This window comes from Streptomyces sp. NPDC042201 (assembly GCF_055582185.1).
Genome location: NZ_JBVJDS010000006.1, coordinates 176,489 through 201,679 on the forward strand (window position 1 = coordinate 176,489; position 25,191 = coordinate 201,679).

At 70.7% G+C, this 25,191-nt stretch carries 23 protein-coding genes; 9 read left to right on the forward strand and 14 right to left on the reverse strand.

The features are described 5' to 3' along the window. The first annotated feature begins 98 nt into the window (after window positions 1–98). The 8 genes from ACZ6MZ_RS16665 to ACZ6MZ_RS16700 all read left to right on the forward strand — a co-directional run bounded on the left by ACZ6MZ_RS16665 (window position 99) and on the right by ACZ6MZ_RS16700 (window position 10,082). Window positions 99–1,448, forward strand: coding sequence for an ABC transporter substrate-binding protein (locus ACZ6MZ_RS16665; RefSeq protein WP_384189600.1), 1,350 nt, complete (start codon window positions 99–101; stop codon window positions 1,446–1,448). Window positions 1,449–1,490: 42 nt separating this feature from the next. Then, the gene (locus tag ACZ6MZ_RS16670) at window positions 1,491–2,468 is read left to right on the forward strand and encodes a carbohydrate ABC transporter permease (protein ID WP_469352561.1); all 978 of its coding nucleotides are present in this window, start codon (window positions 1,491–1,493) and stop codon (window positions 2,466–2,468) included. After that, window positions 2,465–3,349, forward strand: a complete 885-nt coding sequence (locus ACZ6MZ_RS16675) for a carbohydrate ABC transporter permease (protein WP_469352563.1) — start codon at window positions 2,465–2,467, stop codon at window positions 3,347–3,349. Before ACZ6MZ_RS16670 ends, ACZ6MZ_RS16675 begins: the two co-directional genes overlap by 4 nt. Window positions 3,350–3,385: 36 nt before the next feature. After that, window positions 3,386–4,414, forward strand: coding sequence for a hydroxyacid dehydrogenase (locus ACZ6MZ_RS16680; RefSeq protein WP_469352564.1), 1,029 nt, complete (start codon window positions 3,386–3,388; stop codon window positions 4,412–4,414). Beyond that, the gene (locus ACZ6MZ_RS16685) at window positions 4,411–6,297 is read left to right on the forward strand and encodes a DUF2264 domain-containing protein (protein ID WP_469352566.1); all 1,887 of its coding nucleotides are present in this window, start codon (window positions 4,411–4,413) and stop codon (window positions 6,295–6,297) included. The genes ACZ6MZ_RS16680 and ACZ6MZ_RS16685 overlap by 4 nt, the downstream gene beginning before the upstream one ends. A 390-nt stretch (window positions 6,298–6,687) precedes the next feature. Beyond that, window positions 6,688–7,620: a TauD/TfdA dioxygenase family protein gene (locus ACZ6MZ_RS16690; RefSeq protein WP_469352568.1), complete on the forward strand. Its 933-nt coding sequence runs from the start codon at window positions 6,688–6,690 to the stop codon at window positions 7,618–7,620. Between the two features lie 354 nt (window positions 7,621–7,974). Then, window positions 7,975–9,705, forward strand: coding sequence for an aa3-type cytochrome oxidase subunit I (gene ctaD / locus ACZ6MZ_RS16695; protein WP_389790213.1), 1,731 nt, complete (start codon window positions 7,975–7,977; stop codon window positions 9,703–9,705). 35 nt (window positions 9,706–9,740) lie between these two features. Next, window positions 9,741–10,082, forward strand: coding sequence for a hypothetical protein (locus ACZ6MZ_RS16700; RefSeq protein WP_384189587.1), 342 nt, complete (start codon window positions 9,741–9,743; stop codon window positions 10,080–10,082). A gap of 54 nt (window positions 10,083–10,136) precedes the next feature. On the opposite strand, the gene ACZ6MZ_RS16705 is transcribed toward ACZ6MZ_RS16700, so the two are convergent. From ACZ6MZ_RS16705 to ACZ6MZ_RS16750, 10 genes are all read right to left on the reverse strand, one after another. Beyond that, window positions 10,137–11,246, reverse strand: a complete 1,110-nt coding sequence (locus ACZ6MZ_RS16705) for a PP2C family protein-serine/threonine phosphatase (RefSeq protein ID WP_469352570.1) — start codon at window positions 11,244–11,246, stop codon at window positions 10,137–10,139. Between the two features lie 174 nt (window positions 11,247–11,420). Then, window positions 11,421–12,644 carry an NAD(P)/FAD-dependent oxidoreductase gene (locus ACZ6MZ_RS16710; RefSeq protein ID WP_469352572.1) on the reverse strand — a complete coding sequence of 408 codons (1,224 nt, stop codon included), beginning with the start codon at window positions 12,642–12,644 and terminating at the stop codon, window positions 11,421–11,423. Between the two features lie 110 nt (window positions 12,645–12,754). Next, window positions 12,755–14,074, reverse strand: coding sequence for a polysaccharide deacetylase family protein (locus tag ACZ6MZ_RS16715; protein WP_469352573.1), 1,320 nt, complete (start codon window positions 14,072–14,074; stop codon window positions 12,755–12,757). 84 nt (window positions 14,075–14,158) lie between these two features. Beyond that, window positions 14,159–16,222, reverse strand: coding sequence for a transglycosylase domain-containing protein (locus ACZ6MZ_RS16720; RefSeq protein WP_469352575.1), 2,064 nt, complete (start codon window positions 16,220–16,222; stop codon window positions 14,159–14,161). Window positions 16,223–16,264: 42 nt separating this feature from the next. Continuing rightward, on the reverse strand, window positions 16,265–17,065 hold the full coding sequence (locus ACZ6MZ_RS16725) for a TetR/AcrR family transcriptional regulator (RefSeq protein WP_469352576.1): 801 nt from the start codon (window positions 17,063–17,065) through the stop codon (window positions 16,265–16,267). Next, complete coding sequence (locus ACZ6MZ_RS16730; protein WP_469352578.1) at window positions 17,062–17,388, reverse strand: nuclear transport factor 2 family protein; 327 nt, start codon at window positions 17,386–17,388, stop codon at window positions 17,062–17,064. The genes ACZ6MZ_RS16725 and ACZ6MZ_RS16730 overlap by 4 nt, the downstream gene beginning before the upstream one ends. Before the next feature lie 72 nt (window positions 17,389–17,460). Further along, window positions 17,461–17,964 (reverse strand): hypothetical protein, encoded by a 504-nt coding sequence (locus tag ACZ6MZ_RS16735; protein ID WP_469352579.1) that lies wholly within the window; start codon window positions 17,962–17,964, stop codon window positions 17,461–17,463. 166 nt (window positions 17,965–18,130) lie between these two features. Continuing rightward, window positions 18,131–19,360 carry a PP2C family protein-serine/threonine phosphatase gene (locus tag ACZ6MZ_RS16740; protein WP_389790227.1) on the reverse strand — a complete coding sequence of 410 codons (1,230 nt, stop codon included), beginning with the start codon at window positions 19,358–19,360 and terminating at the stop codon, window positions 18,131–18,133. A 151-nt stretch (window positions 19,361–19,511) separates the two neighbouring features. Continuing rightward, window positions 19,512–21,263 carry an MOSC domain-containing protein gene (locus ACZ6MZ_RS16745; protein ID WP_469352582.1) on the reverse strand — a complete coding sequence of 584 codons (1,752 nt, stop codon included), beginning with the start codon at window positions 21,261–21,263 and terminating at the stop codon, window positions 19,512–19,514. Between the two features lie 107 nt (window positions 21,264–21,370). Beyond that, window positions 21,371–22,291: an AEC family transporter gene (locus tag ACZ6MZ_RS16750; protein ID WP_389790231.1), complete on the reverse strand. Its 921-nt coding sequence runs from the start codon at window positions 22,289–22,291 to the stop codon at window positions 21,371–21,373. 187 nt (window positions 22,292–22,478) lie between these two features. Between ACZ6MZ_RS16750 and ACZ6MZ_RS16755 the strand changes: the two genes are divergently transcribed. Beyond that, window positions 22,479–23,498, forward strand: coding sequence for a cation diffusion facilitator family transporter (locus ACZ6MZ_RS16755; RefSeq protein ID WP_469352585.1), 1,020 nt, complete (start codon window positions 22,479–22,481; stop codon window positions 23,496–23,498). 16 nt (window positions 23,499–23,514) lie between these two features. Here ACZ6MZ_RS16755 and ACZ6MZ_RS16760 read toward each other — a convergent pair whose 3' ends face one another. Genes ACZ6MZ_RS16760 through ACZ6MZ_RS16775 form a run of 4 tightly spaced genes read right to left on the reverse strand, consistent with a single transcriptional unit; the run spans window position 23,515 to window position 25,183 of the window. Beyond that, window positions 23,515–23,793 carry a gas vesicle protein K gene (locus ACZ6MZ_RS16760; protein ID WP_389790235.1) on the reverse strand — a complete coding sequence of 93 codons (279 nt, stop codon included), beginning with the start codon at window positions 23,791–23,793 and terminating at the stop codon, window positions 23,515–23,517. Then, window positions 23,790–24,020: a gas vesicle protein gene (locus tag ACZ6MZ_RS16765; RefSeq protein ID WP_389790237.1), complete on the reverse strand. Its 231-nt coding sequence runs from the start codon at window positions 24,018–24,020 to the stop codon at window positions 23,790–23,792. Before ACZ6MZ_RS16765 ends, ACZ6MZ_RS16760 begins: the two co-directional genes overlap by 4 nt. A gap of 3 nt (window positions 24,021–24,023) precedes the next feature. Then, complete coding sequence (locus tag ACZ6MZ_RS16770; RefSeq protein WP_469352587.1) at window positions 24,024–24,827, reverse strand: GvpL/GvpF family gas vesicle protein; 804 nt, start codon at window positions 24,825–24,827, stop codon at window positions 24,024–24,026. Continuing rightward, the gene (locus tag ACZ6MZ_RS16775) at window positions 24,824–25,183 is read right to left on the reverse strand and encodes a gas vesicle protein (RefSeq protein WP_389790241.1); all 360 of its coding nucleotides are present in this window, start codon (window positions 25,181–25,183) and stop codon (window positions 24,824–24,826) included. Before ACZ6MZ_RS16775 ends, ACZ6MZ_RS16770 begins: the two co-directional genes overlap by 4 nt. Between the last annotated feature and the right edge of the window lie 8 nt (window positions 25,184–25,191).

Genomic DNA, 25,191 nt, shown 5'->3' on the forward strand with positions numbered 1-25,191 from the left:
TTTGACCGCTTTCATTTTCTTCTGAGCGATCTATTGACCAGTTCCGATCAGCCGATCAGGATTCCCCGTGTCTCGAACCGGAGCCGCGGGAGGCGCCCATGCCTGGTCGACAAAGCCGTCGATCCGTGCTCGCCACGATCGCCGCGCTGCCCCTGACAGGTGCGCTGAGCGCCTGCACCGGTGGCGGCGGGGACTCACGATCGCGCAGCACGAACACCACCACCAGCAGGACCACCACGCACATCACCTTCTGGTCAGCCCTGCGGGGCAGCCAGGAGGTGGTGGACGCGTTCAATCGCACCCACGACCGGGTCCAGGTCGAATTCCAGCAGATCCCCGCCGGCGGCCAGGGCGGTTACGCGAAGCTCAGCAACGCCGCCCGTGCGGGCAACGCCCCGGACGTCGCCACCATCGAATATCCCCAGCTCCCCGGCTTCGCCATCGACGGCGTGGCCCGTGACATCACCGGGCTGATCAGTGACGGACTGCGCGCCAAGCTGCTGCCGCAGGCGCTCGGCCTGACCACCTTCGAGAAACGCGCCTTCAGCGTGCCGCTGGACATCGAACCGATGGTGATGCACTACCGCACCGACCTTTTCGAGCAGTACGGCCTCGGCGTACCCCGCACCTGGGAAGAGTTCGAGGACGTGGCCAGGACGGTGCGCCGCAAGGCCCCCGAGCGGCGCATCGCGCTCTTCCCCACGGACGGCGCCCCGCAATTCGCCGCGTTCGCCTGGCAGGCCGGCGCCCAGTGGTTCGACACCGCCGGCGGCGCCTGGAACGTCTCGCTCGCCGACGCGCCGAGCCGGCGCGTCGCGGCGTACTGGCAGCGGCTGATCGACCAGGACCTGGTCTTCTTGAACCCGGTGGACAGCCGGCAGGGCGACGCGCAGATCGGCAACGGCCAGGTCCTCACCCGGCTCAGCGGCGCCTGGGACGCCGGGGCGCAGATGAACGCGCGGCCCGGGCAGAAGGGCGCCTGGGCCATCGCGCCACTGCCCCAGTGGGATCCGGACAGGCCGGTCGTCGGCACCCACGGCGGCTCCACCTTCGCGGTCACCAAGGACAGCACACGGCCGGAGGCCGCCATGGAGTTCATCGAGTGGCAGGTCTCGCACCCCGACGCGCTGCGCGCCCGGCTGGCGAGCGGCACCAGCAGCCAGTATCCGGCCGCGCCCGGCCTGGTCGCCGTCGGCCGCCAAGCCTTCGACCGCACCTACTACGGCGGCCAGGACATCTACCGCCTCTTCGAGGAGGAGGCGCACAAGGTACGGGACGGCTGGCTCTGGGGACCGCGGATGACGGCCACCGGGGAGGTCATGCAGGACGGTTTCGCGCGGGCGAGCGGGGGCCAGGGCTCGCTGATCGAGGCGGTGCGCGCGGCCCAGAACGGCACCATGCCGGACCTCAGGGCGCTGGGCCTCACCACCACCGAACGCAGCAGCTGATCCGCGCCCCCACCCCCGCAGCAGAGAGGCAGGTGACACCCCATGAGCAATTCCCTCGCCACCCCCGTGCGCCCGAAGGCCGACGCCACCGCCGCGCCCGCGCACGGCGGCCGCAGGTCAGCCCGGCGCCGTGAACTCGGCGCGTGCGGCGTCCTGATGACCCCCTTCTTCGTACTCCTGGTGACGGTCTTCCTGATCCCCGTCGCGACCACCGTGTGGCTGAGCTTCTTCAGCGACGACCAGCCGGGCCTCGGCTTCGGCCCGGAGCGCACGGTCTTCGCCGGACTGCGCAGCTACACCGCCGTCCTGACCGACCCGACCTTCCTCGCCGGGCTCGGCACCGTCGTCCTGTACTGCGTGGTCTACATACCGCTGATGGTGATCGGCGCCCTCGCGCTGGCGCTGCTGCTCGACTCCGGAGTGGTGCGCCTGCGGTCGTGGGCCCAGCTCGCCCTGTTCCTGCCGCACGCCGTGCCCGGCATCATCGCCGCACTCATCTGGCTGTATCTGTACACGCCCGGCATCAGTCCGGTGATCGATCTGTTCGGCAAGGCCGACATCACCATCGACTTCCTCGGCGTGCACACCGTGCTGCCGTCCCTCGTGAACATCGCGCTGTGGAGCAACCTCGGCTACAACATGGTCGTGTTCTACGCGGCGCTGCAGGCCGTGCCGCGCGAGGTCATCGAGGCGTCGGTCGTCGACGGCGCCGGTCCGGTCCGTACCGCCCTGCAGGTCAAGACGCCGCTGGTGCGCCCGTCGATCGTCATGGTCGCGATGTTCACCCTCATCTTCTCGCTCCAGCTCTTCACCGAACCCATGCTGATCGGCCAGTCCACACCGATGATCAGCTCACGTTTCTCGCCCAGCATGTACATCTACGACGCGGCCTTCACCCGTAACAACTACGGTCTGGCCGCGGCCGCCTCGGTCGTGCTGCTGGTCTGCACGATCGCCCTCTCCTACGGCGTCACCCGCTGGACCAACCGCGCCAACGCCCCCGAGGAGGCCGCCCGATGAGCGCGATCAGCACCACCGGCGCCCAACGCGCCGGCGCCCCGACGCGCCCGCGCCTGCTCGGCCGCCCCGTCGTCAACCTCGTCGTGTGCATCTCCGTGCTCTACACCCTGCTGCCGGTGCTCTGGCTGGTGCTGGCCGCCACCAAGGACCGGGACGCGCTGTTCAGCAGCGATCTGCTGTCGCTGGGCAACATGTCCTTCGTGCAGAATCTCAAGGACCTGTTCGCGATGGACGGCGGACTGTACGGACGGTGGTACGGCAACAGTCTGCTGTACGCGGTCGTCGGCGCCGCGATCGGTTCCCTGGTCTCCATCGCCTGCGGCTACGCCTTCGACAAGTACCGCTTCCGCCACAAGGAGAAGCTGTTCGGTCTGGTCCTCGCGGCCGTGATGGTGCCGCAGACCGTCCTCGCACTGCCCCTCTATCTGATGGCGTCGGGCACGGGTCTGGTGAACACCTTCTGGTCGGTCTTCATCCCCGTGCTCTTCAACCCCTTCGGCGTCTATCTGGGGCGGATCTTCAGCCAGGGATATGTGCCCGACGAGGTGCTCGAAGCGGCGCGCGTGGACGGCGCCGGTGAACTGACCACCTATGTGCGGGTCTCCCTGCGGATGCTCGGTCCCGGGCTGGTCACGGTCTTCCTCTTCCAGCTCACCACGATCTGGAACAACTTCTTCCTGCCCATGGTGATGCTCTCCGACCAGGACCTGTATCCGGTGAGCCTCGGTCTCTACACCTGGAACAGCTCCGCCACCGTCTCTCCCGAGTACTACCCCGTGGTGATCATGGGTTCGCTGCTCGCGATCCTGCCGCTGATCCTCGCCTTCGCGCTGCTCCAGCGCTTCTGGCGGTCCGGCCTCACCGCGGGCGCCGTCAAGTAGCGGGCCGCCGGCCCGTCCCCACGTACCAGGAGAAGGATGCCCACCGCACCGACCGAACGCTTCCGTCCGCGCGCCGCCCTCGCCATGAAACCGGATGCGGCCGCCGCCGTCCTCGGCCCCGAGGCCCTGACCGCCCTCGGCGCGGTGTGCGACCTCGTGCCGCCGCCCGTCCTCGACGACCTCACCACCGACCGGGCCCGCGCCGCGCTGGCGGACGTGGAACTCCTCGTGACCGGCTGGGGCTGCCCGCCCCTCGACACGGCCGTCCTGGACTCGGCGCCCCGGCTGCGCGCCGTCGTCCACACCGCGGGATCGGTCCGCGGCCATATCACCGACGCCTGCTGGGAACGCGGCATCGAGGTGTCCTCGGCCGCCGCCGCCAACGCCCTGCCGGTGGCGGAGTACACCGTCGCGATGATCCTGCTCTCCGGAAAGCGGGTCCTGGAACGGGCTCGCGACTACCGCGCCACGCGCCGCCGCGAGGAGTGGCTGCGCGCCCCCACCGAGCTGGGCAACTACGGCCGCACCGTGGGCATTCTGTCCGCCTCGCTGATCGGCCGGCGCGTCATCGAACTGCTGCGCCCGTACGACCTGCGGGTGCTGCTGCACGATCCGTACGTCTCCGACGAGGAGGCGGCCGCGCTCGGCGTCCGCCCGGCCGCGCTCGGCGAACTGTTCGCGCGCAGCGACGTGGTGAGCGTCCACACCCCGCTGCTGCCCGCCACCCGTGGGCTCGTCAGCCGCGAACTGCTCTGCTCGATGCGCCGGGACAGCGTGCTCATCAACACCGCGCGCGGCGCCGTCGTCGACCAGGACGCCCTCACCGCCGTACTCGGCGAGGACCGGATCCGGGCGGTCCTCGATGTCACGGATCCCGACGCGCTGCCGCCGGGACATCCGCTGTGGGAGTGCGAGAACGTAACGATCACCCCGCATCTCGCCGGCTCGCAGGGCAATGAGCTGCGACGGCTGGCCGACCTGGCGGTCGGCGAAGTCGCCCGCTGGGCCGCGGGCGACGGCTTCGCTCACCCCGTACGACGCGAAAGGCTGGCATTCCTCGCATGACATCACCGCTCGAACTCCCCGCCGAGGACCGCGCGCTGAGCCCGCGCACCGGTTACACCCGGGCACACTGGGAGGCCGCCGCCGACGGCCTGCTGCACGCCGCCTGGCAGTGGGCCACCCCGGGCCGCGCCCTGCTCGACCTGCCGGGACGGCCCTCCCGCTCGGGGGTGCGCTCGGACGGCCTGGAGGGCTACGCCCGTACGTTCCTCGCCGCCGCCTTCCGGGTGGCGGGCGCGGACGGCGAGGATCCGCACGGCTGGCTCGACCGGTACGCGGACGGCCTCGCGGCCGGCACCAGGACACCGGGACGGGACGACGCCGAGTCCTGGCCGCTGATCCTTGACCACCACGTGCAGGGCCAGCCCATGGTCGAGTCCGCGTCCGTCGCCATCGGACTGCGGCTGACCAGGGAGTGGCTGTGGGACCGGCTGGACTCCGGGGTTCAGGACCGCGCCGAGGAGTGGCTGCGCGGCTCGCTGCGGCACACCCCGGCGCCCAACAACTGGTATCTGTTCCCCTACTCCGTGGCCGGGTTCCTGGAGTCGGTCGGCCGCGGCGACGCGGAGACGGCACGCGCCCAGGAGCGAGGGCTCGACCTGCTGGAGGGCTGGTACCGCGGGCAGGGCTGGTACGCCGACGGCGACGGCCGCGCCTTCGACCACTACAACGGCTGGGCCCTGCACCTCTATCCCGTCCTGCACGCCCATCTGGCGGACGACCCGGAGCTGTCCGCGCACTACGGCGCCCGGCTGCGCGAGCATCTGGAGAGTTTCTCCCTGCTGTTCGGCGCCGACGGCGCACCGATCCACTTCGGCCGCTCGCTGACCTACCGCTTCGCGGCGAGCGCGGCGGTCGCGCTGGGCGCCATGACCGGACACACCCCGCTCACACCCGGCGCCTCACGGCGGCTGGTGAACGGCTCGCTGCGCTACTTCCTCGACCGTGGCGCGACCGGCACGGACGGGCTGCTCAGCCTGGGCTGGCACGGCCCGCACGACGCCACGCTCCAGCACTATTCGGGCCCCGCCTCGCCCTACTGGGCGTCCAAGGCCTTCGTCGCGCTGCTCGCGCCCGAGGGACATCCGCTGTGGACGGCCACCGAGGAGCCCGCGCCCAGCGAGGGGCCCGACCAGGTGCTCGCCCTGCCCGCGCCGGGGCTGCTCGTACAGTCCACCCGGGCGGACGGGATCGTCCGGCTGCACAATCACGGCAGTGACCATGTCCGCCCGCACGAGGGCGAGTCGGCCGCGCAGGACGACCCGCACTACGGCCGGGAGGCCTACTCCACCCGGACCGGCCCCACCGCGCCGGCGAACGTCGCGGACAATCATCTGGCCGTGGAGATCGCGGGGGACCTCAGCGGCCGTCGCCGTATCCGCCCGCTGGGCGCCGGACACGGTGACGGCTGGGGCTGGGCCGCCTCCTGGCACCGGCCGGTCTTCACGTCGGGCGCTCCCATGGTGCCGGGACTGCGCGTGGAGAGTGTCACGGTGGTCCGGGGCCGGTACGAACTGCGGGTGCACCGCGTGCTCGGCGCCCCGCCCGGGGCGCGGGTGCGGCAGACGGGCTGGGCGACCGGGCCGGACGAGGCCGTACGGTCCGCCCTGCACGGGCTCCACGGCTGGCAGACCCAGGACGAGCTACGCGCGCCGCAGGGCACGGCGTTCACCCGCTGGGCGGTCGTCCCCCGGCTGACCGCGCACGTGGAGGGCACGGCGGTCTTCGCCGCCCTCGCCACGCTCACCGCCGAGCCCGGTGCCACGCCACTGTCCGGGGCGGTGAACGAGGTGCGCGTGGACGGGGACACGGTCGAGGTGAGGTGGGCGGACGACGGGTCGGCCACCCGTATCGCCTTCGAGCCGCTGACGGTCGACCACGGCTGATTTCCTCGGATCGCACGCACCACGCGTCACGCCCGCCCCGCTCCGGCGCGCCCTGTCGCCCCGGGGCGGGGCGGACCGCAATCCTCGACTGCGGTACGGTGCCTGGCATGGGAACGTACTCGAACTGCCGTGCAGCGGAGCCGCGCCACAGCGGCCCCCACGGTGAGTGCGCGCCTCGCGGCCACAGCTTCCTGCGTCGCCGCGGCCGGGTGGGTTCTCCCCCGGCCCGCTCCTGTCGCTGACCACCGGTACCCCCGGAACGCCGGGCCCGGCATCGGGCCGGTCCGCCTCATCAGCGCCCTCCGCGTTCTCCGGGCCGGTCCGCGCCCCGTTCCCGTTCCCCCAGGTCGGCCCGTACCCTCCCGTCGGCTCGAACTCCAGAGGAGACCCGTGACCACCACCGCCGGACCCACCCCCTCCGCACTGCGCGAACACCGCATCCCCGCCGACGGCCTGTACGAGGGCCACCGCGAGCTGCGCCGTCTCCCGGAGGAGTGGACCGACCGTCCGTACGAGCTCTTCGACGTCGTCCCGCAGGGCCGCACCATCGGCGCCGAGATCCGTGGCCTGGACCTGTCGGGTCCGCTGTCGCCCGCCGTACGGGAGGAGCTCAACCGCGCCCTGCTGGAGTGGAAGGTGCTCTTCTTCCGGGGGCAGCACCTGTCCTCCGACGCGCAGCGGGCGTTCGCCCGCAACTGGGGCGAGTTGGAGACCAATCCGCTGCTGGCCACCGGCGCCGCCCGGGACGTGGTCCGCCTCGACCGCACCGCGGTCCCCACGTACGAGAACGTCTGGCACACGGACGTGACGTTCCGGGAGCGGCCCGCGCTGGGGGCGGTGCTGCAACTGCGCGAGGTGCCGCCGGCGGGCGGCGACACGCTGTGGGCCGACATGGCGGCGGCGTACGACAACCTGCCGCGGGAAGTGAAGGACCGTATCGACGGCGCCCGCGCCGTCCACGACTTCGTCCCGGGCTTCGCCCGCTTCTCCCCCGCCGCCCGGCTGGCCCCGTTCCAGGAGCTGTTCCCGCCGGTCGAGCACCCGGTGGTGCGACGTCATCCGGAGACGGGCCGGCGGATGCTGTTCGTCAACGCCTCCTTCACCACCCGGATCGTGGGGTTCGAGCCGGCGGAGAGCGACCGGCTGCTGCGGCTGCTGTTCCAGCAGGCCCATGTGCCCGAGTTCCAGGTGCGGTTCCGCTGGGAGGCGGGCGACATCGCCTTCTGGGACAACCGCGCCACCCAGCACTACGCGGTCAGCGACTACGGTACGCACCGCCGGGTGGCCGAGCGCGTCGCCATCGTCGGCGACCGGCCGTTCTGACCGCGGAGAAGGGCCAGCCCGGGATGGGCGTCCGTCCCCCGCGACCTGCCGGAACGGTCAACGGCCCGGGGGCACGCGAGCCGCTCTATCGGGTGAAAGCGAGGCCCCGGCCGTCGCGTGGGCGGGCGTTCCGGCCGGGCGCCGGAGGTGGCCGGCGAACGGGCGACACCACAGCCGTGACCGGCCCTTTTCGCTATCACCCGGCTATTCCTGCCTCCCACCACGGCCGAGGAAGGTGAGCAGGACCGTCCCGTAGCGACGCGCCGGAAAGCAAGAGGTCGCACCGCACCGGTGAAAGCAACGCCATGCTGCTTGCCGAATCCACACGCGACCATTGACCGGAGGAACGTCGCAGTGACGACGACGGGCACGGAAGAGTCGGCCGAGGCCGACGACACGTACGAGAACGAGTTGCCGGTACGGCGCAAGGAGCCGGGCAAAGTCGTCGTGGGGTGGCTGACCACCACCGATCATAAGACGATCGGGACACTTTATCTCACTACTTCGTTCGCGTTCTTCATCGTGGGCGGTCTGCTGGCGCTCTTCATGCGCGCGGAGCTGGCCCGCCCCGGCACGCAGATCATGTCCAACGAGCAGTACAACCAGGCGTTCACGATTCACGGCACCATCATGCTGCTGATGTTCGCGACGCCGCTGTTCGCCGGATTCACTAACTGGATCATGCCGCTGCAGATCGGGGCGCCCGATGTGGCGTTCCCACGGCTGAATATCTTCGCGTACTGGCTCTATCTCTTCGGCTCTCTCATTGTCGTCGCCGGCTTTCTCACCCCGCAGGGTGCGGCGGACTTCGGCTGGTTCGCCTACTCCCCGCTGACGGACGGCGTCCACTCACCGGGGGTCGGCGGCGACCTGTGGATCATGGGTCTGGCCTTTTCCGGCTTCGGTACGATCCTCGGCTCGGTCAACTTCATCACCACGATCGTCTGTATGCGCGCCCCCGGCATGACGATGTTCCGGATGCCCATCTTCACCTGGAACGTGCTGCTGACCGCCTTGCTGGTCCTGTTCGCCTTCCCCGTGCTGGCCGCCGCGCTGCTCGCGCTGGAGGCGGACCGGAAATTCGGTGCGCATGTCTTCGAAGCCGCCAACGGCGGCTCCTTGCTGTGGCAGCACCTCTTCTGGTTCTTCGGCCATCCGGAGGTGTACATCATCGCGTTGCCCTTCTTCGGCATCGTCACCGAGATCTTTCCGGTCTTCAGCCGCAAACCGGTCTTCGGCTATATCGGCCTGGTGGCGGCGACCATCGCCATCGCGGGTCTTTCGATCACGGTGTGGGCGCACCATATGTTTGTGACCGGCGGTGTGCTCCTGCCGTTCTTCTCCTTCATGTCGTTTCTGATCGCGGTACCGACCGGGGTGAAGTTCTTCAACTGGATCGGCACCATGTGGAAGGGTTCGCTGTCCTTCGAGACACCGATGCTCTGGTCGATCGGATTCCTGGTCACCTTCCTCTTCGGTGGTCTGACCGGCGTCCTTCTGGCCTCCCCGCCGATGGACTTCCATGTCTCCGACTCGTACTTCGTCGTCGCGCACTTCCACTACGTGGTCTTCGGCACCGTGGTGTTCGCGATGTTCGCCGGATTCCATTTCTGGTGGCCGAAGTTCACCGGGAAGATGCTGGACGAGCGGCTCGGAAAAATCACGTTCTGGACGCTGTTCATCGGATTCCACGGCACCTTCCTGGTGCAGCACTGGCTGGGCGCGGAGGGCATGCCGCGCCGTTATGCGGACTATCTCGCCACCGACGGATTCACCGCGCTGAACACCATCTCCAGCATCGCCTCGTTCCTGCTCGGACTGTCGATGCTGCCGTTCTTCTACAACGTCTGGAAGACCGCCAAATACGGCAAGAAGATCGAAGTCGACGACCCGTGGGGCTACGGCCGCTCCCTGGAGTGGGCGACCTCGTGCCCGCCGCCGCGGCACAACTTCCTCACCCTGCCGCGGATCCGCTCCGAGTCCCCGGCGTTCGACCTGCACTACCCGGCCATCCGGTCCCTGGACGAGGCCCTCAACCGTCCCGGCACCGCCACGATCGTCGCGCCGGGCGACAAGCAGGAGTGAGACCCCTTTCCGGATCCCAGAGCAAGGAGAAACGCGTGGAGCCCGACAAGGACAGTGCCCGCGGACTCGTCCGGCTTGAGGGCTACCTCCTGTGGAGCGCCGAAGTCGAGGACGTCCGGCGGCGGACGGTCCGCTTCACCGAGCAGTTGCCGTGGCTCACGACCGCCCAGCGTGAGGAGGTGGAGCGCGTCTACACCGCCGACGGGGTGGCCGCCTCCCGGGAGATGCTCGTCCGGATCGCCAACCGGGCCGCCGAGCTGCGCGAGGAGTACACGGAGCGCTACCTGCAGCTCAGAACGCGCTGCGTGGCGGCGACCGTCGTCGCGGTCGGCGCGGCGAGCGGCACCTGCGCCGCGGTCACGCTGCTCGCCCGATGACACCGGGCGCGGCGACGCGGTCCCGCGTCCGGAGAGGGCTCCCGGACCGCGGGCTCACGGAGCGGCGCGCTGGATCAGCAGCAGCGCGGCGTCGTCGTTGAGGCGTCCGCCGTTGTGATCGAGCAGCCTCGCGTGCAGGGCGTCGAGCGTGCCGGTGAAATCCGCCGTGAGGTGCTGCTGCAGGCGCTCGGGGAGAGGAAAGAAGACCCCTTGGTGGTTCCGGGCCTCCGTCACCCCGTCCGTATACAGGAGGAGCTGGTCGCCCTCCTCGAAAGCGACGCTCACCAGCGCGGGCCTGGCCTCACTGAGTTCGAGGAGTCCGAGCGGAGGAACCGTCGACTCGGGCTCCACGACGGTGACCACCTGGCGGTGGACGAGGAGGGGCGGCACATGACCGCAGTTGGCGATGTGGAGCAGGTCCGGGGAGGGGAAACCGACGAGGACCGCGGTCACGAAGTCGTCGCCGCCGAGATTACGGCGGAGGCTGTTCTCCACCCGGTCCACGACGCGGAGCAGGTCCGGCTCGTCGTGCGCGGCCTCACGGAAGACACCCAGGACGAGGGCGGCGGTGCTGACCGCGGGCAGCCCCTTGCCCCGCACGTCGGCCATGATGGCCCGGGGACCGAAGGGGGTCAGGACGACGCCGTACAGGTCACCTCCGATGCTGGCCTCGGCGGCCGCCGCGCTGTACCGCACGGCGATGCGCAACGACCCCACCCGTTCGGGCACGGGCGCGAGAATGGCCTGCTGCGCCGCCTCGGCCACGGACCGTACCGCGATCAGCTCCCGTTCACGGCGCTGCCGCAGCGCGCTCAGCAGCGCGCTGGCCACGGTGATCACAGCTAGTGCCGCCAGCACGAAGGCCTGGTCGTCGACGCTCGGTGACCCCGGGCGCATACCCAGGGTCACTCCGATGGCGAGCGAGACGGCCCCGAACGCGATCACGCTGCGGGGGCCGTAGCGTGCGGCGGCCAGGGCGGGGGCCGCGGCGAGCATCGACAGCCAGCGCAGCCCCGGTCCGGCCAGGACCGCGACCAACAGGTCGGTCGCGATGACCACGAAGGGAGTAATGGCCGCGATCAGGGCGACCCTTCGTGAGAGCTGCGACCCCGGCCCCGTCACCAGCTCGTCCGGCGCGTGGTGCCTTGACTGTGTACGTGCCATGTCGCTGTTCCTAGGGACCTCACCAGAAATCCCGCCGGTGCCGGGCAGGGCCGACCACGGCCGCGCGCCCCGACGTGTGGCCGCAGCCGGCCTCCCCGAAGGGCGATCACTGTATTCACATCATATGTGACCGATTATGCGCATATGAGAAGAATTCCGCGCGTCGGCGTCCGGTTACCGCGCCATCTCCCTGTCCCGGCCCGCGCCGGCCACGGTCTCCCAGTCGGCGCCCTCGGCCACCAGGGCGCGATGGGCCCGAGCCGCCCGCGCCATGTTGACGGCGACCGCCCCGCACACCTGGCCGCCGAGCCCGTACAGGGCGATCAGCTTGCGTTCGGCGAGGCCGCCCTCGACGACGCGCATCCGGTCGGCGCCCCGCGTGCGGCCGAAGATCTGCACCTTCAGGTCGTACTGATCGGACCAGACGTACGGGACAGGGTCGAACGGAACCGCGGCTCCGGGCCCCGCCAGGATATTGCGGGCGACCGCAAGCCCCTGCTCGGCGGCGTTCGTACGGTGCTCGATCCTGGTCGGGATGCCGGTGCGCGGGTGCAGCCAGCCGGCGACATCGCCGGCCGCCCACACATCCGATCCGGCGTACAGCGTGGCGTCGCACTCGACACCGTTCCCCACCGGGACACCGCTGCCCGCCAGCCAGCCGGTGTTGGGCCGGGCACCGATTCCGACCAGCACCGCGTCCGCCTCCAGTGTCCGACCGTCGGCGAGGCGCACCCCGGTGGCGCGGACCCCCTCGGACCGGATCCCCTCGACGAGCACGCCCGGCTCCAGGCGTACCCCCTGCTCGCGGTGCACCTCGGCGAGCATCGTCCCCAGCTCCGGACCGAGTACGTCGGCCAGGGGCGCGGGGACATCACTGACCATGGTCACCTCGGCGCCCATCCGGCGAGCGACGGCGGCGGCCTCGCAGCCGACGAAACCGGACCCGACCACGACGAGCCGCGGTCCGCCCCGCAACGCCTCCCGCAGCCCGAGAGCGTCCTCCAGGGTGCGCAGCACATGCACTCCGGAGACGCCTTCTGTACCGGGCAGCCGACGGGCGGCGGCGCCCGTCGCCACCACCAGCGCGTCGTAGCCGACCCGCTCGCCGTCGGCCAGGACGACCTCGTGGGCCGCCACGTCCAGGGACTGTGCCGGGACGCCGAGCCGCAGGTCCAGCCGCAGGCCGGCGAGGGCCTCCTCGCCGCGCAGCCGCAGCCGCTCGGGCTCCCAGTCGCCCGACAGCAGCTGCTTGGACAACGGCGGCTTGTCGTACGGCAGATGGGCTTCCTCGCCGATGAGGGTGATCCGCCCCTCGTAGCCGGCCCGGCGCAGCCCCTCGGCGGTGCTCACGCCCGCGGCCGAGGCGCCGACGACGGTCACTTGACGGATTTCACTCACTCCAGCTCCAGTTGGATCGCCGTCGCGGGGCAGCGGGTCACGGCCTCGCGTCAAGGACGAAGGCTATGCCGTCCCCGTCGCCGGGCCCAGGGCGTGTCCTGGGCCGCGCCTCAGCGGATCAGTGACTGCCAGTTCGGGGCCTGGGCGGGGTCGAGGGAGCGCAACTGGCTGAGCACGCCGGGGTCCTGGGCGTCGAGCCAGTCGGCCAGTTCACGGAAGGACACACAGCGCACCCCCTCGCGCGGGCACACCTCCCGCATCATGTCCTCGACGGCGTCCATGTAGATGCCGCCGTTCCAGTCCTCGAAGTGGTTGCCGATGAACAGCGGCGCGCGGCTGCCGTTGAAGACCCGCTCGAAGCCGTTCATGTAGGCGTCCCGGGTCTCGCCGCGCCAGGTGGGCCACATGGACGGATCACCCTGGGTGCTGTCGCCGGACTGGTTGTAGAGGAGGTTGAAGTCCATGGAGAGCACCTGGAAATCACGCCCCGGATAGGGCAGCAGCTGGAGGGGGAAGTCCCAGACGCCGTCCTTCTCGGCGGGCCAGATCTGGAAGTCCCCGGACGAACTCGCGTCGTAGCGCCAGCCGAAGGGCTTGCCGGCGGGTATCAGCGTCTTCTGTCCCTCCAGGCAGGGCGCGCGGCCGCCCGCGATCTCCCGCTCCGGGTCGAAGGGCAGCGGGGCGAGATCGGTGAACCCGGTGTTCGTCTTCCACTTCTTGATGAAGGAGTACGTCTGGTCGATCTCGCTCTTCCACTCCCCCTCGCTCCAGTCCCCGCCGCCCTTGTCGCCGCAGAAGTGGCCGTTGAAGTGCGAGCCGATCTCGTGGCCCTCCGTCCAGGCCTTCCGGAGCTGGTCCAGGGTCATCCGGATGTGCTCGGGCGTCGGGTACGAGATGGCCGCGGCCCCGGCGCCGTGCTGCGGCGGCTTGTAGAGCCGCTTCTTGGACTCGGGCAGCAGATAGATGCCGGTGAGGAAGAAGGTCATGTGCGCGCCGCTCTCCTTCGCCGCCTCGCGGAAGCGGGAGAACAGTCCCTGCTCGTCCTCCAGGGCGCCGTCCCAGGAGAACACCACGAACTGGGGTGGTTTCTGCCCCGGTTTGAGACGCTCGGGCTTCAGCTGTCCTGGCTTGGGGCCGGTGTAGGAGGTGGAGCCGTCCCCCAGCACCTTGACCTTCCCGTCCCAGTCCTCGTCGTCACGGTCCGCTCCTGCCCCGGCCGACGCGCCGGAGCGGGCGCGCGGCCCGGCGCTCCCGTGAGCGGTGGCGGCCGTGGACGGCCGCGCTGCCGGCGAGGACGCGTCCGCGTCGCCGTCGACGAGCGGGACGGCGGCCGCGGCCGCCACGACGGCCAGCACCGCCCCTAAGGCGACATGGGCACGGGTGGCGGAGCGCGGGAACGCTCGCCATCTGGCACGAGTGGTGCGGGTCATACGGAATCGCTTTCCTGAAAGAGTCGATGACACGGCGGTGGTGAGACACCGTCGATGAGAAGAGGTGCGGGCACGGCGGTCGGTTCACTCCTGACCCGTCACGGTCTTCAGGTAGTCGGCCCAGATGCGGGCCGGGTACGTCAGATCGGCGTCGTCGGCTCCGCCGAGGCCGGTGAGCGGCAGCGGTTCGAGGTTCTTCAGGTCCATGCGGTAGACGACGACGGCCGTCGCCTCCTGCGCGGTGTAGCCGGCGAACCAGCCCGCGGTGTGGTCCTGCGTGGTGCCGATCTTGCCGGCGGCCCAGGCGTCCAGGCCGTTCGCGGGTCCGGAGCTGTCGTCCTGAAGGGCGCCTCGGAGTGCGTCCGTGACCTGCCCGCTCACCTTGGCGCTGAAGGCCCGGTCGCTCCGTGGACGTGGCAGCCGCACCGGCTCTCCGTTGCGGGACACCCGCGCCACCGAGTACGGCTCCGTGTGCAGGCCCCCCGCCGCGAACGTCCCGTACGCGGCGGCCATCCGGATGGCGCTCGGCGTGGAGTTGCCCAGGGCGAAGGCGGGCACCCGCGGCCCGAGGCTGGAGGCGAGGATCCCGGCGTCCTGGGCGGCGCGGCCCACGCGGTCGAGGCCGACGTCCATCCCGAGCTGCAGCAGGGGGGTGTTGGCCGAGTGGACCATCGCGTCGTTCAGGCTGAGCCACCCCCAGGAGCGGTCGCCGTCGTTCTGCCCCTTGACCACCTTGCCGTTCCGGTCCCAGTAGGGGCCTTCGGGGGTGCGCACGGCGAGATCGTCGGCACCGTCGTAGGCGGTGGTGGGAGACACGGGGGTGCGGGGCTCACCCCGCTTGCGTTCGACGCCGTCGCGCAGCGCGGCCGCGTACACGAAGGGCGTGAACGCCGACCCCGCGGGGACCGTGACCGCGTTGGACTCGTTGAAGCCCTGCACGAGAGAGTCGGGGCCGCCGTACACGGCGAGTATGCGCCCGTCGGGGGCGATGGACGCGGCGCCGGTGCGCGCGTGCCGGTCGGCCTTCCGGTTCTTCGGGTCCAAGGTCTCGCGGGCTGCGCGCACCGACTCGGTCAGAGCCGCCGTCCGCGGCTTCTCGAAGGTGGTGTAGATCTGATAGCCGCCCAGGTCGAACGCGGCGTCGGAGATACGGCCCGACTGCTTGAGATAGGTCGTGGCGAGGGCGACCAGATAGCCCGGCTGTCCGCCCGCCGTGGAGTCCTGGGGTGGGGCCTTCGGCTCGGGGAAGACCGAATAGGCGGCCCGCTCCGAAGGGGACAGGACGCCGGTCGTGACCATCCGGTCGAGAATCCAGCTCCACCGCTCCACCGCCCGTTGGTGGGTTTTCGCGCTGATCGCCGGGTCGTACAGCGAGGCTCCCTTGAGGAGCGACGCCAGAAACGCGGCCTCACTGGCGTCGAGGTCGGTGACTTCCTTCCCGTAGTAGGCCTGGGCAGCGCGTTGGATGCCGTACGTCCCCCGGCCGAACCAGCTGGTGTTGAGATAGCCCTCCAGTATCCGGTCCTTGCTGAGCTGGTTGTCGACCTTGACCGCGAGGAGGAGCTCGTCGAACTTCCGGGAGAAGGTCTGATCCTGGTTGAGATAGGCGTTCTTGACGTACTGCTGGGTGATGGTGGAGCCGCCCTGGGTGTCACCACCGCCGACCATCCGCAGCAGCGCACGGGTCATTCCGGAGGCGGAGACACCGGGATCGGAGTAGAACCCCGCGTTCTCCGCGGCCAGTACCGCGCCCTTGACGTCATCGGGGACCTTGGACAGGGGCATCTCCTGCCGGCTGACCCAGCCGCTACGCGCCATCTGCGAGCCGTCCGCCCAGTAGTACACGTTGTCCTGCTGGGTCGCGAAGCTGTTGAGACGTTCCGGTATCTCTGTCTGCGCGTAGGCGTACATCACCAGCCCGGTGAGGCCGGCCGCGCCGATCAGTAACAGGCCGGACAGCTGGCGCCAGGACGGCAGCCATCGCCGAGGGCCGGAACGGTTCGCGCGTGGGTAGTCCGGGCGGCGTAGCCGCGGGATCCGCAGGAATCTCGTACGAGCGGTCCGTCCACGCCGAGGGGAAGGGGTGGCGGCTCCGCGTCCGCTCGTCGTCCGCTCCGTGCGGCGGTCGCGGCGGGGTGCGTGCTGCATACCTGCGAGATCTCCTGACAAGAAGGTGTTCCGAGCTTTGGCCTACACCTCACTGACGCGTTGGGCCCAGCGGAATGTTTCAACGCCCGGCGGGAAGGTTTGGGAGCCTATGGTGCGGCTTGGAGCGTTGGAGAGCCGGTCCAGCCATTCGCTCATCAGTTCCGCCTCGGCGGGGCTGAGCACCGAGTCCGGCGACCGGCTCAGCAGAGCGCGCAGCCGGGCCGCGGTGGACGGCATGTGCGTCTCTTCCACGTCGCTCCACGAGAGGTCGGGGGCCGTGGCCGGGCCGGGCACGGCCGGGGTGACGAGGGCGACGGCGTGCACGGCGTCCCGCACGCGCCGCGATGTGCTCGTGTCGGGGAAGGCCGAAGGGCGGGCGACGAGCATCAGTGCCACGCCGGTGTTGGCCGACATGATGATCTGGGCCGCCAGCTCGGGGGCGAGGCGCAACCGCCCTTGCGCCGCCGCCCGTTCCAGGTCCCGGGTGAGTATGCGGTGGGACTCCAGCGCCGCGGCCGGCGGAGTGCGCATCGCGGGGGAATGCATCAGCCGGTACAGGTTCGGGTTCTTCAGGGCGAAGTCCACATGGCTGTCCCAGCCGTTTCGCAGGTCGTCGACGGGGTCCGCGCCGGGGCTGCGCTGTCGCTTCGTCGCCAGGTACGCGTCGAAGCCATGGTCGACCACGGCGGACAGCAGGCCCTCCTTATCGCCGAAGTGCCGGTAGAGGGCCGGCGCCCCCACCTGTGCGGCCTCGCACACGGCCCGGGTGGAGACGTCCCCGTTCGGGGACCGTGCGACCAGATCGGCCGCGACTTCCAGGATGCGTGCCCGTCCACTCGTCATCCGGTGATCCGCATCAGCGAGATACGGTCGCCGTCCACCGTGAACGCGAAGTCGGACGGCCCGTTGAACCCGTTCCCGCCCACCGTCGCGCTCACCGTCACGGTGTCGCCCGACCGGCGTACCCCGGTGAGGGCCAGGCTGACGTCCACGCCGATGAACTCCTTGTCGCTCCATCCGCGGATCGCCGCACGCCCCTTGAACGTGCGGCCCCAGTCGTCGACCGCGCCGTCCTCGGTGAAACTGTCGAGATAGCCGTCGATGTCACCGGAGTTGGCGGCGTCCACGGCGCGCCGGACGGCGGGGGGCAGGTCGGAGCTGTTCATGGTGGTCTCCCGTTCGGTACGAGGTGAACTGGTGCGAGGCGGGCGGACGAGGCGGGCGGACGGGGTGGCTTGTCACAACGCCGTCCCCCGGTGCGAAGCCTTCGCGCGTATGGAGAACAGGCCGGCCACCGCGAGGAGCGGCACGAGCAGCCGCAGGGCCTCCTCGCCGGCGGAGCGCACCGGGACGACGCGCGCCGCCGTCTCCATCGCGGCCACGGCCACCACCAGGGCGGGAAGGAGGGCCGCGGCCGTGATCGCCTTCGGGAAGTGGCGTCGCAGTGGGCGCAGCACTCGGTCCGTACTCGCGCTGCCCAGCGTCACGACGGCGCCCAGCAGGCCGGAGGCGACGATCACGGCGGCTTCGTGCGTGAACACCTGGGCGGCGGATATGAGCCACGGCGTGGTGGCCGCGTCGGCCGTGACGGCGCGGTACAGGGACCAGACCAGGCCCCACACGCCGCCCATCAGCGCTCCGGTGACGACGCCCGAGGCCAGATAGGCGCCCAGATCGGGAGAGGGGGCCGGCCGGGGCGCCGCGAGCCGGTGGACGCGGGCCGGAAGAGAATGATGAGACACGGGAACCTCACTTCGCCAGACGCGGTGGGTGGCGTTCTCCGCAACCCGACGAGAGCAACGCTAACACCAATACGTTAACGACGCTACCCCCATGCGTAGCACCGCTACGCCCACCCGCGTCCCAGCCCCGGCCCCGGCCTCGACTCCGGCCCCGGACCCGGACCCGTCAGATGTCCGGCTTGGCGAGGTGGCTGGCACTGCCTCCGCGCCACTCGACCAGGAAGAGCGTCGCGTCGTCGCTCGTGGACCCGTTCCTCGCCCGCGTCAGCGTGTGGGAGAGGGCCCGCACCATCTGCTGCACGCTCGTACTGGACGGGCCGACGCGCTCGATGGTGTCGGTCAGCCGCGCCTCGCCGAACGGCTCCCCGCCGGAGACGTGTTCTTCGACGAGCCCGTCCGTGTAGAACAGCACCCGGTCGCCGCGCTGGAGCTGCTGCGTGCTGATCTGCGGCGTGTCACCACCGAAACCGACCGGCAGCGTTCCCGGCCCCTGCAACGCCTGAATGACGCGGTGATCACGGATGAGCAGCGGCGCCGGGTGGCCGGCGTTGACCCAGTCCAGCCGGCCACTGACGATATTGAGACGCATCATCTGCGCCGTGACAAAGCTTTCCGGGGTGAATTGCTCCTCGACGACCTGGTCCATGAACGCGTACAGCTCGGCGAGCCCCACGTTGGCCCGTCGGGCGTGCCGGTAGGCCCCCACGGCGGCCGTCGCCAGCATGGCGGCGTTCAACCCGTGCCCCATGGCGTCGATGATGGCGAGATGCAGGACCTCGTCGTTGAGGGCGTAGTCCAGACTGTCGCCGGCGACGTTGTAGGCAGGCTCCATGATCCCGGCGACGGAGACCTGAGGCGTGACCATCGTCAGCGGGGGCAGCAACGACCACTGGATCTCCGCGGCCACGCTCATCGGCTGCCGTCGCCGCGCCTGGAAGAACTGGTCCGTGTAGCCGTTCTTGGTGACCACCATGTCGGCGACCAGCCCGGCGAGGCGTCGCAGCAGCCGGCGGTCGTCGTCATCGACCGTGTCCAGCGTCAGCGCCATGACCCCGACCTCGTCACTGCCGTCCAGCAGAGGCAGGTACAAGCGCACGCCGTCGCCCCGCGGACGCTCGACCGGGGTCGCGTGGAGGAAACACTCGCCGGCCGGGGAATCGTCGATGGAAACGGGGCTTCCGACCACGAGCCCTTCCCCCGCGAGCGGAACCAGCAGCAGCTGGCCGTAGTCCTGCAGGAGGATCGATACATCCCGCCCCCCGACCAGGCGCACTTCTTCCGCCACCAGGGGAGCGATGAGCTGAGGCGGCATCTCGTGCGCACGGTCCAGGAGTTGTCCCAGCAGCCGCTCGCCGAACCCCTCCGACCGGTCCACACCCACGAGGCGCCCCGTCATCGGCACCTCAGCCCGGGACGCCGCCTGCTGTCGTCCCCCGCCGGTTCCCCTGCCTTGCTTCCGCGCACAGCATGAGCCAATTGCATAGAGTCATTATGCTGACAAAAGTCGAAAATCACCTCAAACCCGCGCGCGCCCGATCGCGCGGGGATCACAGATCGAGCACCACACTGTCCGTGGGACGGGAGCAGCAGATCAGCGCGTTGCCGTCGGCCGGCTGGTCGATCGGGTCCGGGGAATAGCCGACGGCGCCCGACAGCAGAGCGGTCTCGCAGGTGTGGCAGATCCCTGTGCGGCACGACCACCGGGTGGGTACGTCGCAGGCCTCGGCCAGTTCGAGCAGGCTCGCCCGGTCCGGATCCCAGCGCACCGTGAGGCCGCTGCGGGCGAACGAGACGGCGGGCCCCGTACCGGTGGAACCGTCGGGCGGGTGGGGCGGTCGGGCCGGCCCGGAGACCACACCGGGTGTCAGAGCGGCGCCCGCGCCGAAGGCCTCCGTGTGGATCCGGGCAGGCTCCAGCCCGGACGAATCGAGGACCGAGGCGAGATCGCTCATGAAGTCCGGGGGGCCGCAGAGATACGCGTCGGCGTCCCGGGGCAGGCCGAGACCGCCGACCAGGCCGGCGGAGAGCCGTCCCCTCGCGGTGTAGTCGACGCCCTCGCGGTCGTCGTCGGCGGGACGGCTGTAACAGACGAAGGAGTGACTGTCCGTCAGCCGGTCCAGCAGGGCGCGGCTTTCGTCGGCGAACGGGTGCTCCGTCCCGTCGCGCGCCCCGTGCAGCCACCACACCTGCCGCCTGGACCCCGCGTCGGCCAGCGCGTACAGCATGGCCAGGACGGGCGTGGCGCCGACTCCGGCGGACAGCAGCAGCACCGGCTCCTCGCCGTCCCGGAGGAAGAACGAACCGCGCGGCGCGGCGACATCAAGGGTGTCGCCGACGCCGACCCGGGTACGGAGGTGGCTGCTGGCGGCGCCGTGCGGCTCCTGCTTCACGCTGATCCGGTACCGGTCGGCGCCGGGCGGGCCGGACAGCGAGTAGCTGCGGATCAGCGGCGCCGCGCCGCCTTCCGGTTGGAGCCGCAATGTAACGGCCTGCCCGGGCTCCCACGGGGGAAGGGCCGAGCCGTCGGCGGCGGCCAGCGACAGGGAGAACACACTGCGGCTCTCCGCATGGATCCCGGCGACTCGCAAGGGCCGGAAGCCGGCCCAGGCCGGCGGCGGCCCGCTCGCGGCCGGGGTCAGGCCCGTGTTGCCGGCCGTCCCTGACGGCTCGTGATCCGCCTGTTCGAGAATGGCCCGCAGGGAGGTCCGCCAGCCGGGGCTCAGCGCGGGAATGCTCAGCGCGCGGTCGACCCCGTCCCGGGGATGCCCGGGCAGATAGAGCAGCGCGTCGATCTCGGCGACCGTCATCCCCACGGGATCGGAGGAGATCTTCGTGATCTCCTGCCCGGCCTCCACCTCTCCCTCGACGAGCACACGGAGGTAGAAACCCGGACGCCGGTGGGACACCAGCAGGGCGGGCAGTTGGGGCTCGCCCATCCGCAGGCCCACCCGGTAGCACGTCACCCGCGGCTGGGTCACCTCGAACACGGCGCCGCCGATGCGGTACCGGTCACCGATGCAGACCTCGTCGTCCGGCAGGCCGTCGACCGTGAAGTTCTCCCCGAACTGCCCGGGCACGAAATCGTCCCGGCCCAGCTCCTTCTCCCAGTAGCGGTACGAATCGGTCTGGTAGACCAGCACCGCGCGGTACTCGCCGCCGTGCCCCGCCAGATCCCCCTGGCCGTCCCCGTCGATATTGAGGCGCCGCACCATCCGGGGCCCGGTGACAGGCTGCTTCCACACGCCGGTGTACACCGTACGACCGCGCCAGGGGACATCCTGCGGCAGACCCACGTTCACTGCGGTCAGCTTGGCCAACGTTCTCGCCCCGCCTCAGGTCGGATGCTCCCATCCAGGGTGGCACGGAAGGCGCCGGCCCGCGCAGCGGGTCGCCGCCGCACCGGGGGTCACCCGAGCAGCGCCGCCACCGTGACCAGAACCGGCACCGACAGCATCGTGGACAGCAGGATCGACTCCCGCGCGAGCCGCTCGGCGACCCGGTAGCGCGAGGCGTACGTGTAGAGATTCTGGGCGGCGGGCAGGGCCGAGGTGACCACGACATCCAGCAGGGCCGCGCCGTGCAGCCCGAAGACCCAGGCCCCCAGCATCCAGGCCACCACGGGCTGGCCCGCGGACTTCAGGGCCGCGGAGAGCAGGACCGGGTGCCGGTCGGGGCCACGGCCCGGCAGAGCGCTGCCGCGCAGCGAGATGCCGAAGGCCAGCAGCACGGCGGGGACCGACATGTTCCCGATCAGTATCAGCGGATCGAGGACCGGTCCCGGCACCGTCCACCCCGTGGCCGCGACCGCGACCCCGCACAGGGAACTGGCCGCGACCGGGTTGCGCAGCGGTGTGGTCAGGCGCTGCCACACCGGGCGCTTCTCCCCAGGCCCCGACAGGTCGAGCACCGTCAACGCGACCGGGGTGACCACGATCTGCTGGAACAGCAGGACCGGAGCGACGAGGGAGGCGTCGCCGAGCACGTACACCGCGATGGGGATACCGAGATTGCCCGCGTTGACATAGCTGGAGCACAGCGCCCCGATGGTGGTACGCCCCACGCCCCAGCGGCAGACCACGGCGACCGCCACGAACACCCCGGCGGCGGCCGCGGTGCTGATCGCCGTGATCAGCAGGCGGCTGGAGAGGACCACCGACAGATCGGCCTGCGCGAGCGTCGTGAACAGCAGCGCCGGCGTGGCCACGTGGAAGGCGAGCTTGGTGAGCACCTCACGTCCGTTGTCCCCGAGATATCTGCGCCGGCCGATCAGATAACCGACCCCGATGACGACCGCGATGACCGCGAATCCGGTCAGAACTCCCCGCACTGCGCGCCCCGGTCACAGAGAAGGGAAATCCCGGTCGGCGGTACGGATCCGTGTGTCATGCAGCCAACCCTCCCGAGGAACATCCCCCGAGGTCAACGTGATCTCGCGCACCGGTCCCGCACGCGGCGGTGGGCGTCATGACATCATCGACTTGTCCCCCTCTGGCCCGCGTCGGAAGGCCGGTCCCATGAGTCATGACCAGCACGGACACCCCCACCGGTGGGCACGGCTGCGGCGCCGCGCGGGACACCTGCTGACACCGCACTCGCACACGGCTGCCGACAGGACCGACCGTGCGCTGGAGGCGTCCGCCAAGGGCATGCGGACGCTGTGGACCTCGCTCGCCGTGCTCGGCGTGACGGCGGCGGCGCAGTTGGCCGTGGTGGTGCTGTCCGGGTCGGTGGCCCTGCTCGGAGACACCGTCCACAACGCCGCGGACGCGCTGACCGCCCTGCCGCTGGGCGTCGCGTTCGTGCTGGGCCGCCGCGCGGCGAACCGCCGCTTCACCTATGGCTACGGGCGGGCCGAGGACCTGGCGGGCCTCGTCATCGTGCTCACCATCACCGCCTCGGCCGGGTTCGCCGCCTGGACCGCCTTCGACCGGCTGCTGAACCCGCGGGAGATCAGCTATCTGCCCGCCGTCGCGGCGGCGGCGGTGATCGGCTTCCTCGGCAACGAGTGGGTGGCCCGCTACCGCGTCCGCGTCGGACGCGAGATCGGCTCCGCCGCGCTGGTCGCCGACGGGCTGCACGCCCGCACCGACGGATTCACCTCCCTCGCCGTCCTGCTGGGCGCGGGCGGCGCCGCGCTCGGCTGGCGGCTCGCCGACCCGATCGTGGGTCTGGTCATCACCGCCGCCATCCTGCTCGTCCTGCGCGACGCCTGCCGCGAGGTGTTCCGCCGGATCATGGACGCCGTCGACCCCGCCCTCGTCGACACCGCGGAACACGCCCTGGAACGGGTGCCGGGCGTACGGGCGGTGAGCGAACTGAGACTGCGGTGGATCGGTCACCACCTGCGTGCCGAGGTCGCCATCGTCGTCGACGGGGAGCTGACCGTCCGCGCCGCGCACCAGGTGGCGGTGGACGCCGAACACGCGCTGCTGCACGCCGTACCGAGACTGGCCGCGGCCCTGGTGCACGCCGATCCTGCCCCGGTACCCGGCGCCCCCGACCCGCATGTCGTCCTGGCGCATCATCTGATGTGAGCGAAGAACCTGTCCGTCAGTTGCGTGGCAGCAGTGTTCCCAGCGGGCCGAGGTCGAGGTTGAGGTCTTCGGCCGTCAGTCCGTGCTGGTCACACAGCTCCTTCATACGCTCGTCGAGCAGCATGAGCGTCGTACCGATCCGGTCCACCTGATCGTCGCTGAGGTCGCCCTGCTCGACGCGGCGGATCGCCTGCCGTTCCATGAGCTGGCGCAGGAGTTCCACCACCGTCAGGACCAGCGAGACCAGGTCGTGCCCCATCTGCTCGCGATCCACGTCGAACCGTGCGCTGGTCATAGGGGGCCTCCGTCCGCCCAGGGGGCGGGAACGCGTTCACTGACCGAGGACAGCAGGGCGTGCAGCGACAGCCGGACCAGGGGCACGTCGGCGATGGCGATGACCAGATCACCGCTGACCACCACTCCGGTCGCCAGGACACGGTCGAGAAGATCGACGAGGGGAACGCCGATGGGACCTGACAGCGGCTCCGGGGTGTTCCAGGGCACCGGTTCGTGCTGCGTCACGCGTCACACCTCGCCGACGAAGGAGTAGGGCACCCACGGTCCTGACATCTCGATGTGCGCCCCGGTCAGCCGGCGCAGTGACCGGACCGCGCGGGAGACTTCGTCGGTACGGTCCGCCGCGACCAGATAGGCCGCGTTGAGAACCTGGAGTCCCCGCCCGTCCGTCAGTTCCTGGGCGTGCGTGCGCAGTCGCCGTGAGGCGGCGGCCAGGGCGCGCAGCGCGGTGTCCACGGTGTCGGCGGTGCGCAGTGCCGCGTCGTGCCGCTGTTCGCGCCGCTGGTGGACGTCTCGTTTACGGTCCAGATAGGCGCGGCCCGCACCGGCGGAAGGTTGGCTGCGCCCGGTCGGCGCGGGCTCCGGTGCGACGGGCTGCCGGGGCGCCGTCGGCGCGTACACCTTCACTCCCCACTCGACGCGTCCCTCGATACGCCGCAGGGCGGTGTGGAAGCGGTCGGCGTCCTGGTCAAGGGCGTGGCGGGCGCGCTCGTCGCCCCGGTAGAGCGTGGCCAGCGCGAGGGGGACCGTGGGTCCACAGGTGGCGGCGGCGGACACCACCTCGTGGTGGGCGCGGGCACACCGTTCCAGTTCGTGCTGGTCCGACAGGCGTTCCTGCCAGGCTTCTTCGGTGAAGTGGGCCGCCTCGACCCGCTGGACGACGGCCGTGAGCGTCCCGAAGGACAGCGTGCGGACGGGCGTGTTCCCGGAGAGCCCGGGGAGAGCGGTGAGGACGGCCGGTTCGAGACGGCGGCAGACGGCGAAGACATAGGTGGCGGTGGTGTCGTCGAGGCCGGGTAGTGGCGTGCTCATGTCCCTTGTCTCTCCTTGCTCCTGGCCGGGGGCGGGGCCTGTTCAAGAGCGGATTCGAGGGCCGCCAGGCGCGTGCGCAGCTCATGGTTCTCGTCCTGCAGGGCGCTGCGGGCGGCGCGGGAGCTGAGGGCCGGGTCGGTCTCCCACCAGTCGATGCCGGCTTTCTTGGCGGTCTCCACGGACGCGACGAACAGACGCAGCCTGATGGTCAGCAGCTCGATGTCCAGCAGGTCGATCTTGATGTCCCCGGCGATCACGATGCCTTTGTCGAGGACGCGTTCAAGAATGTCGGCGAGGTTGGTGGTACTCGGGCCGGGGGCGACGCCGCCGCCCTGCCTGAAGTCAATATCGGTCACTGGACCGC